5 protein-coding genes are annotated in these 8,390 nt (G+C 64.2%); 4 read left to right on the top strand and 1 reads right to left on the bottom strand.

The features are described from left to right. The first annotated feature begins 24 nt into the window (after nucleotides 1-24). From DSY14_RS25200 to DSY14_RS29020, 3 genes are all read left to right on the top strand, one after another. Nucleotides 25-3,375 (top strand): hypothetical protein, encoded by a 3,351-nt coding sequence (locus DSY14_RS25200; protein WP_211719106.1) that lies wholly within the window; start codon nucleotides 25-27, stop codon nucleotides 3,373-3,375. A gap of 149 nt (nucleotides 3,376-3,524) precedes the next feature. Then, nucleotides 3,525-4,262, top strand: coding sequence for an immunity 49 family protein (locus DSY14_RS25205; protein ID WP_211719107.1), 738 nt, complete (start codon nucleotides 3,525-3,527; stop codon nucleotides 4,260-4,262). A gap of 511 nt (nucleotides 4,263-4,773) precedes the next feature. Further along, nucleotides 4,774-5,634, top strand: coding sequence for a hypothetical protein (locus tag DSY14_RS29020; RefSeq protein ID WP_249188445.1), 861 nt, complete (start codon nucleotides 4,774-4,776; stop codon nucleotides 5,632-5,634). A 1,121-nt stretch (nucleotides 5,635-6,755) separates the two neighbouring features. On the opposite strand, the gene DSY14_RS25215 is transcribed toward DSY14_RS29020, so the two are convergent. Beyond that, complete coding sequence (locus DSY14_RS25215; RefSeq protein WP_211719108.1) at nucleotides 6,756-7,385, bottom strand: class I SAM-dependent methyltransferase; 630 nt, start codon at nucleotides 7,383-7,385, stop codon at nucleotides 6,756-6,758. Between the two features lie 230 nt (nucleotides 7,386-7,615). Between DSY14_RS25215 and DSY14_RS25220 the strand changes: the two genes are divergently transcribed. Next, nucleotides 7,616-8,182 carry a hypothetical protein gene (locus DSY14_RS25220; RefSeq protein ID WP_211719109.1) on the top strand — a complete coding sequence of 189 codons (567 nt, stop codon included), beginning with the start codon at nucleotides 7,616-7,618 and terminating at the stop codon, nucleotides 8,180-8,182. Nucleotides 8,183-8,390: the final 208 nt, after the last annotated feature.

Here is an 8,390-nt window from a genome sequence, read left to right on the forward strand (position 1 = left end):
CCCGTCCCCGGCTCGGAGCCCCCTGTGCTGCCTCCTGATACGAACACGACCCCCGCCGCTCCCCTGAGCGCAGAGGAACAATCCAACCGTCTGACGGACGCCGATGACATCATCAGCCCGCTGACCTTTCCGGAACCGTCGGTATCGGCGTCCTACGTCACCACCATGGCCTCGGGGCTGCGCACCCTGGGCACCTCGATCGCCGACACCGGCCACGACATCACCTCCTCCTGGAGTGGGCTGAACGGTCCTTACTCCGCACCCGAGGCAGAGACCCTGTTCGCGGTCCTGGATCCGGTGGCCACTGACGGCGACACCATCAGCGACGCACTGGCCGACGCGGCGACGGCGCTGGAGAACTTCGCCGAGGACGTCGAATCGATCAAGACCCGCTGGTCGAACCTGCGGGTGGAGGCCTACGACCTGCGCTCCCGGATCGAGGAGGAAGGCGACGACTGGCGCAAGGGCGGCGGCTTCCTCGGCTTCGGGGACAGTCCCCTGGTGGAGGAGAACCAGGCGCTCATCGACAAGGGCGGTCGAATCATCGAGGCCTACATGGAGGCCGAGAACGACTGCGCCAACGCCATCAACGCGGGGATCGCCGGGCGGACCAACTTCGAGGAGATGCCGTCAGGAGACGTCGAGCTCGACCCGAACGTCTTCTACCACGGCTTCGAACAGGACCTGTCGGAACTGACCACCGCATGGGGACAGGAGGGCGCCCAGACCGACTACGGCTGGTGGGTGGACGTCAGCCACTCCGTGTGGGACTTCGGCGTGGGCGCGGTCGAGGGCCTGGGCGGTGTGGTGGGCGCGCACTCCTCCGAGGGCTGGTTCCAGGCGTCGTGGGGTGATGCGCTCAAGGAATACCACTGGGACAACCTCACCTCGGCGGCCTCGCTGGTGGGGCTGTACGACACCGGGACCGAAGAGTTCGGGTGGGCCAGTGGGGACAGCGTCAAGGGTGCGTGGAAGGACCTGGCCCACTCGGTGGTGCCGTGGGAGGAATGGGACGACCGTCCCGGCTACGTGATCGGCACGGCCGTGCTCAACATCGGCGCGATGGTGGCGGGCGCGGCGCTGACCGCCACCGGTGTGGGCGCGGTGGTGGGTGTGCCGTTGATGGCCTGGCGCGGCATGGCGATCCTGGACGGGATGGGCGGTTCGGGCCGTGGTGGCGGTTCGGGTACGGACCTGCCCGCCATCCTCGACATCACCCAGTTCGGTGGACAGGGTGCGCCCACCATCGACCTGACCGGCCATACGGTGAATACCAGTGGGTTCGACCCCGCACGGGCCGCCGAGGTGCAGGCTTCCGTCGAGCGGTTGACCCCTACCGGAGACGGAACCGGCGAAGCGGGTGGCGGCCGTCCCGGAGCTGCGCGCCCGCCACAGCCGGCCTCCACCACGGACCAGCGGCCCATCCAGCGCCCGGTGCAGGACCCCACAGTGGCCGACGCGTTGGCCTTCGACGACATCGTGAACCAGCCCGACAACCGGACCTTCGGCGATGAGGTCCGTAGCAGCCGCCAGGACGAGATCGCCCGGGTGGACCAGGAGGCCAAGACCGGACCGGGCCGCGCACCGGCGTCGGACGAGGGCCGGTGGACGGCCGGGACACTCTTCGACGGGCCGGACGGACGCGGATCCGAAGGACGCGGGCCCGACGCCGCCGGAGACAGGGTCTTGGAGATGGCGGGCGCGCCGCGTCCGAACGACACCCTGGACGTCTCGGCCGCCCGGAACACACCGGTGGCCGCGGAGCACCTTCGACTGAACGACACCGGCGAGCCCGGCGGAGGTCGTTCAACCGGCCACGAGGCCGCCGGTGGCCGCGGGGAGGCGGGCGAGCGCGGGGACGGGCGTAATCAGGGCGCCGATCTACGCAACCGCACCCCCATCGCCCACAACCAAGGCAGCGGATCCCCCGGATCCGGAACGCCCTCCCCTGCCGTACCCGTAGGGCATAACCTGGGTGATCTCGGCGGCGGTGACGGTGGCCGGCGTGGCGGGGGTGAGACCTCCACGGGGAGAAGCGAGGGCCGCTCGACCGTCCCGGTGCACCACCGGGACGGCAGCGGGCCCGACCCGGACCACCGCAGAGACGATGGCGATCGGAGAGGTCGCGACGACGACTCCTCCGGGGACTCGACCCGTAAGGACGGTACGGATGGGCCTGCGACGCCGTCCCCGCTTCCTGACAGCGAGCGCGGGGACCGACAAGGCGGGGACCCGACCTCGTCTTCGGACCAGAACACTCCGCGCGGTAAGGACGACGATCCCGTCTCCGTGCCGAAGCACCGAGACGACGCGCAGGCCAAGGCTCGTGAACTCCTGAGCCCCATGAATCTGGGCACCGGGAAAGACTTCGCGAACAACTTCCTCGACCTGGTCAACAGCAAGAAGTACGGGCCGCTGCTGGAACGCGCGTTCTACAACATCAACGGAGATAGGTTCAGGGCCGACCTCACCGTCAACAATCAGGGCATCCCGATTCTCACACGCGCGGAGAAGAGCAGCCCGTGGATCCTTCGTAGCGACCTCCCCGATCCGCAACCGCCGAGATACCATCCCGGCGCGATGGACGGGTCCCGCACCGGGGTCGAGTTCGCCGTCCTCCAGAAAATGGACACGATCGCTAAAGTCCGACAGATCACATTGGACGTGCACAAGACTCTGAATCAGAGAGTCATTGACCTGAAGCGGAAATTCGAGAACCTCAAGAACAGCACGAACAAAGCGAACCTGGAAACGGCCCGAGACATCCGAAGGCCGGTGGCAAACGGCAAGAAAATCATCACCGAGAACTTCGGAGAATGGTCCGCCGAACTGGCTGTTCGAGACAACTTCAAGGGAAGACAAGTCACCTTCGAAGAAGCCCGAAGAGACACCATCGGTAATAAAATCAAGGACGAACACGGCAACCCGGTCATCGACCGGCACACCCGTGACCTACCAGGGCTGGCCGAGAGCACACCGGAACGACCGAACCCGATCCCGGCGAGCGAGAACGCCCCCAAGAACGGGAACGATCAGTTCGACCAGATCTGGCGCACGGACGACGGCGGCTTCGTCATCGTCGAAGCCAAGGGCAGCCTTGAAACCGAACTCGGTGAACGCACCATCAGAGTCGGCGAAGGCGACAAAGACCTCAAACGAGTATCACAAGGATCACGAGACTATTTCGAAGATATCCTTAGAGTGATGACAAAGAGGGGTGGATCAGAAGCGACCTTGGCGCGAGAAATTAGAGATACGCTTACCTTCAATCCCGACAAGCTACACTACGCGGAGGCCCGAGGCAACCCCGGAAAAACGGGTGACTATCAAGGTAACTCTATGAGACTCTTCGATATCAGAAAGGCGAAAAACTAATGTTCCATATACCCGCACACGACCTCACCCATCGCGCAGAACCAGACCAGCGTGAAGAGCGCCTTTGGTACAGGGAGAAATTCCTCTCCAATCTAGAGCTTAACACTGAGGGCATCGGGACCATCGCCGATTCTTTCCACGTCGACACTATGTTCGACACAGTCGAGGATCCATCGGCTGCGAAACTGGAAACATGGGAGACCTGGGTGGCTGATATGCAGATCCACCATGCGCTTTTCAAAGTCTCCACCACCCCAGATGAAGAGCCGGTCGACGTCATGGTCAATCGCCGCATCCGCCACATGCGAGGCACAGGGCCGATGTATTGCACCAATGCGAGCAACTGGCTCAACGCTTTCTACCTGGCCGTCATCTGCCGCGAACAACAACGCTACCGCGAACTGTGCGAAATACCGGTCGATCTTTTGCGCGAAGCCGGCGAATCCGGAGGATCCCAGTACAATCCGTTTATCTACTCCTGGATCGCCTCGATCCAAGGCTTCGTCCTCAACCGACCGACCCTGGTCGACAACCTGAAACAGGCCCTGGACCTGTCGGCCCCCGACCCCTCTCGCATCGACGGCGCCGACACCATGAACCAGGTCGTCTCCCCACAACTGACCACCTTCATCAACCTCGTACGACGCGACACCGAAAGATTCAACGAAAGCCTCGCCGAAGCCCTGGCCTCCCACGCGGAATACTGGACTGCCACGGACGAGCGAGCCAACGACATTGAAGGCGTCGTCCCCATGCCCCTACTGGCATTCGCGTGCTTCGCCTACGACGCCGCAGAAGCCGAACCCGACTTCGATTTCCAGGTAGAATCCGGTTACCTACCCAAACACCTCCTCGAACGCTCCTGGTACGGCGAATTCCCCACGTAATACTCCAATCCGTCGAACTGGATTGCACAATTCACAGGCTGATTCTTTGCACTCATAGCGGATTCGTCCCTGCGCTTAGTGTGAGTGCCTGACAAGGCCCCGACAGGTACGTGCATCCCGACACGGCAAGAACCGAACCAGGGCAGACGATAGGCGCTACCATCACCATTCTTCCAGGGCCGCGGTAGCACACCACATAAAGACATCAGAAAACCTCGGACTCCCAGGCGATAATGAGCGAAAGACTCCACGCCTGCTGAAAACCCACAACCTGACCTGAATTTCATACGGCCCGACCACTCATGCCCTTTGAGAAGATTCCTCCGCCCTCCACATGCGACCGGCTACCACCACGTGAGCCAGCCCGCCAGGCCAGGGCCACAGCAGAGGCGGGATTCACCTAGGCCAGCAGTAGTACTCTACCTTCACCAGGGAATAAACAGTCGTTCCACCTCTTATTTGCGTATCGAGTAATATTTCGCACGATGCCCACGATCAACCAGGCGCAGATTTGAGATACAGACATTTCGACGAACTCGATTCAAACAACGAGCGCTACGCCTATTTCAAGGGCCAAGGATTCACTGGCTACGCGGTAGAGAGCGAGCCCGGATATGTATCACACCGGGCTTTCATCAGAGGCGTAGCACAAGGATGCGACTACACCATCAACGAAAGTGGCACTCTTGCAGACTTTGCCATTTTGGCCCCGTATCGACCCATTGTCGGCGCGGTCATCGGCTGGGACGAAGACGGGCATCTCACTTCGGAAAAAATCTCCGACGAGGTCGGACGATTGCTCATCCACAGGGAGTGGGACTCTCGCGGGAATCTTCATCTTGAACTATCAAGCGAGCTGAGCAAGATGAACAGGTTCTTGGACCAAGCAGATCACCATCGGTCTCCCTGGTTAGACATCCCCCAGGCCGCCGCACTATCGGATGTAACACCGGAGAACTGCACATCGACGGTAAGAGTCGCGGATCTGCAACAGGAATCCGATGGGGGCTTGTTTTATCTGCGTGGGCAGCCTTTCACAGGAGATGTCCTCTTCCGATCACTCGTCGGTGCGATCGAAGTCCGCGCCGTGGTCGATGGCAGGGAAGAAGGCCCAGTATTTCGATGGTCGCTATCCGGAAATCTCATCATCCAAGGAGTCCGTCGTCACCCTCATGGACCTGTGGGTCCTTGGCATGAGTGGGACGAACAAGGCCGATTGCTCCGCGAGACCATCTACGACGCTCTCGGCAACAAGATCATCCACCGTGAACTCGACGAGAACCAGAACATCGTCGAGCAAGAGCATTTCGCACCGACCACGCTGATGATCGACCCCGAAACCGGCGAACAGTACCCCGCCCCCTGGTTGTGAGCACCGCATCGTGTGTGCCTCACTCCCTGGACCTCCTCATGCCAACTCCCTTCCGCAGCAAGGGCGCCCGCTGAGGGTGAGCTGTAGGCCGATAGACGTTTCGCTATCAGAGTGCGGATCCGCCCCGAGGAGAGGCGAGGTGCCGACGCCCCGTACCGACACGGGGCGAATCAGCCTCGGACCGAAGCGGATGGTGTCGATCAACGCGGATCAGGCACGCAAGACCACGGCGGACGGCCTCAGCGCGCTCTCGGAACGGTGAGCTGATCCGGCCCCTGGGGTTGACCTGGGCAGGACCCGGCACAGGCAGGCGCGCTCGTTTGGATAGGAGAGCGCGGTACCACTCTCCGCGGGAGTCTCGGTCACCAACTCGAAGGCTTCGCCAGCGGCAAGTCGCCTTCGGATCCACCACGAGAGGGTGACCAGCTTCCTGTGATTCCGAAGTGACTGACGGGTCCTTCGCCTCAGTGCTTTCCGCACATCGGTTGTATGACCTATTGGTCCGTGCGCCAGCGCAGCACTGACGAACCGTCGCCTCTCACGCCACTCGCCGTCCGGATCCGCGACCAGACTACGGAGCGATCGTGTGTCCCGCTGAACTCCCATCACCGATGGTCGGTCGCAGGCGGAAGGCCGCACCATGTTGGACGCCCCCTCCGCCTCAGTCCGTACTCTCACAGAGGGGCCAGAGACCACCGATCGTGCCGGCAATCGTGCTCCCGAACGCCGTGAACAGCAACGACACCCCCGCACACCCTCCGCTTTGTCCAGACCGAGGCGGTGTCGTCTGAGCCGACGCGGAGAGAGTCAGAGAGACGTCTTTCCCTCGCACGGTGAACCTCTCCCCTGCGAACGGACCCGTCCCCGAGCCCACTCGCTTTGGAGAGGACGGCCCGAGGGAAGAGCCTCGCGGTCTCTGACGGGTTCGCGAATCTCTGGGAGCGGGGACGCCTGGACCTGACGGTGGAGGCGTTGGTGCTGGAGCCGAGGTTCGCTCCGTTGTTCACCCTGGAGGAAGCGGGGGCGGGCGCGCACCCGGCTGGAGCGGTTCGGGTATTCGTTCCTCGACCACTGAGGGTCCGGGAGGGCCCGCCGCCCCGGCGGGGCGGCGGGTCTGGGGACTACCGGGCGCGCAGGACCACCAGGTGGCAGGTGATGTCCTCCTTACGGTGGTAGACGCTGCGCGGAATGCTCTCCTCCAGGTGCACGGCGCCCGACTCCCGCAGTGACGTGACCTTGGCCTTGTAGCCGGAGGGCTCCCAGATGCGGTCCAGGACGGTCACCACGATCGGTGCTCCGGGGCGGGCGACCCGGATCAGTTCGTCGAAGGCCTCGGGGCCCACATGCCCCTCGGTGAGGGTGCCCACGCAGATGACCGCGTCGTAGGAGTCGTCCTCCAGGGGCAGGCGTCGGGTCAGGTCGGCCTTGGCGAGGTCGCGGTACACGCCCTTGGCGCGGGCGTGATCCAGCATGGCGGCGGACAGGTCGAGCCCGTCGATGGTCCATGGTCCGCGCTCGGAGAGTGCGGCGCCGACCAGCCCGGTGCCGCATCCGGCGTCGAGGATCTCGGCGTCCGGCCGGTCGACGAGCAGGCCGGCCAGGTGCTCGGCGGTGTGCGCGGGTGCGGCGTAGCCCATCTCCTCGGTGGTGTCGTGTTCGTAGGTCGCGGCCCAGGCGTCGTAGGTGGTCTCGCACTCCTCCGGGCTGCGCAGGGCGTACACGCGGTCCAATATCCGGTGGTGTTCGCTCATACCTCGTGCTCCTCGTGGTCGCTTGCGGCGGCGGACACCTCTGTGCCTTCCCGAAGAAGCGGACGGGACACCGACCGTGTCGCCGCGCGCGGTGGGCGGGCGCGGGACGGGGACGGTGAGGGGCCTCCGGTCCCCTCACGACATCTGGGCGAGGCCGTCCTGTCACCGGTGTCCGGCACACTGCGAGGACAGGCCGACCGTCCGGACGGCTCCCGACCTCAGGATGGTCCATGTCGCGACTGCGCACCCTGCTGACGCCCGCTCTGCCGCCGGGGATGAGCATCCCCGAGCCCCTGGAACGCGCGTGGACGTGGATGGAGGATCAAGGCTTCGTCGTCGCGCACGGGTCCGGCCACTTCGTGACCCCGTACGCGGGCACGCGACAGCTGGGCATCGTGTTCTCCCCAGGGCAGCACCTGGGCGGGTGGTGCGAGCCCGGGGAACCGGGCCACGACCATCTTCTGCCGATCGCCGAGATCGCGGGGGACGGCTCCCAGTGCGTGTTGTGGAACGACGCCGGAACGGTCCGGTTCGCGGTCCTCGGTTCGGACGGAGAGACCTTCCTGTTGGCCGACTCCGCGGTCGACTTCCTCCGCTTCGTCGCGATCGGCTACGACGAGGTCCCCTACGCCGAGTACCTGGCGGGACCTCCCGAGGAGGAGGAAGCGGTGGAGGCGCACGCGGCCTTTCGGAGGTGGGTCGAGTCCGAGTTCGACGTCGAGGTCCCCGCGCACTGGCGGGTCGCCGAACAGGACGCGTTCCACGCCTGGTGCGCGAAGGTTCTCGTGCGGGGGTGAGTCGTGTCCTGGGTGGGCTTCGGGCGGCGCGCACGTCCGCGGAACCGCTGCGCAAGGCCTTAGAGCTCATCTCAAAAGCCCTGCGAGATGACCCTGAGCCTGGCATGATCACGTGCTGTGAGCGATGTGTTGCCCGATGGGCTCTGGGAGATCATCCAGCCTCTGCTGCCACCGGCCCCGAAGACCGGCCGCCCACGTGTGGACCAAC

The sequence above is a fragment of the Nocardiopsis sp. MG754419 genome (assembly GCF_018207095.1).
Classification (GTDB): Bacteria; Actinomycetota; Actinomycetes; order Streptosporangiales; family Streptosporangiaceae; genus Nocardiopsis.